At 66.3% G+C, this 1,192-nt stretch carries 1 protein-coding gene; it reads right to left on the reverse strand.

What is annotated here, in order from left to right; translation table 11 throughout:
• Positions 1–1,192: IS256 family transposase (locus Q7A36_RS40000; protein ID WP_305109358.1), on the reverse strand; the 1,192-nt coding region annotated here is incomplete at both ends.

A 1,192-nucleotide genomic window follows, 5' to 3' on the forward strand; every position in this document is an offset into this window, starting at 1 on the left:
GGATGGCGAACTGCGCCTTGGCAGCGGTCCACTCCCTTGCGGGCATCTTCCACTCCTTCATGGTCCGGTTCAAGACAAGGAAGAGCAGCTTGAGAGCAGCCTCGTCGGTCGGGAAATGGCCGCGCGCCCTGACCGCACGACGCAGCTTGGCATTCACCGCTTCAATGGCGTTGGTCGTGTAGATGATCCGGCGCACCTCGGAGGGGAAAGCGTAGAACGGGATCACCTCCGTCCAGTGCCGGCGCCAAGTCTGGGCAATGACGGGGTATTTGCGTCCCCACGGTCCCTCGTCAAAGGCCTCGAGGGCAGCCTCGCCCAGTTCGGCGGTGCGGGCACGATAGATCTCCTTCAGTGCCGCTGCGACCGCCTTGCGGTCCTTGTAGGAGACGTAGTCCAAGGAGGTGCGGATGAGATGCACGATGCACGCTTGCACTTGCGTCTTCGGGAAGGCGGCGGCGATCGCCTCGGGGAAGCCCTTCAGCCCGTCGACCACGGCAATCAGGATGTCCTGCACGCCGCGGTCCTTGAGCTCGTTCATCACCCGCAGCCAGAACTTGGCGCCCTCGGTCTGCTCGATCCACAGCCCGAGCACCTCCTTGGTGCCGTCCGGCCGGACGCCGAGCGCGACATACACGGCCTTGTTCCGGACCGTGCCTTCGTCGCGTACCTTGATGCGGATCGCATCGAGGAAGACCAGCGGGTAGAGGGCCTCGAGAGGGCGGTTCTGCCATTCCGCAACCTCCTCCAGCACCGCGTCGGTCACCGCGCTGACCAGGTCGGGCGAGACCTCGATGCCGTAGATCTCGCGCAGATGGCCCTGGATCTCGCGGGTGCTCATGCCGCGGGCGTACATGGAGACGATGCGTTCGTCGAAGCCCGGGAAGCGGCGCTGGTACTTGGCGATGAGCTGCGGGTCGAAGGTCGCCAGCCGGTCACGCGGGATCTGCAGGTCCATCTTGCCGGTGCCGGTCAGCACCGTCTTGGCGCCATAGCCGTTCCGGCCATTGGGCCGCCCGTCCGGCTCCCCGCTCTCGAGATGGTGGTCCATCTCGGCGTTCAGCACCCGCTCGGCGAGCGCCTTCTTCAGCCCGTCCAGCAGGCTCCCGTCGGCCAGGGCGACCCGGGGGTCAGTCCCGCCCAGTAGCTGGTCCAGCAACTCGTCCGGGATCGCGGGCGCTTTGCGTCGTGGCAT

Source organism: Paracraurococcus lichenis, from assembly GCF_030657435.1.
Classification (GTDB): Bacteria; Pseudomonadota; Alphaproteobacteria; order Acetobacterales; family Acetobacteraceae; genus Paracraurococcus; species Paracraurococcus lichenis.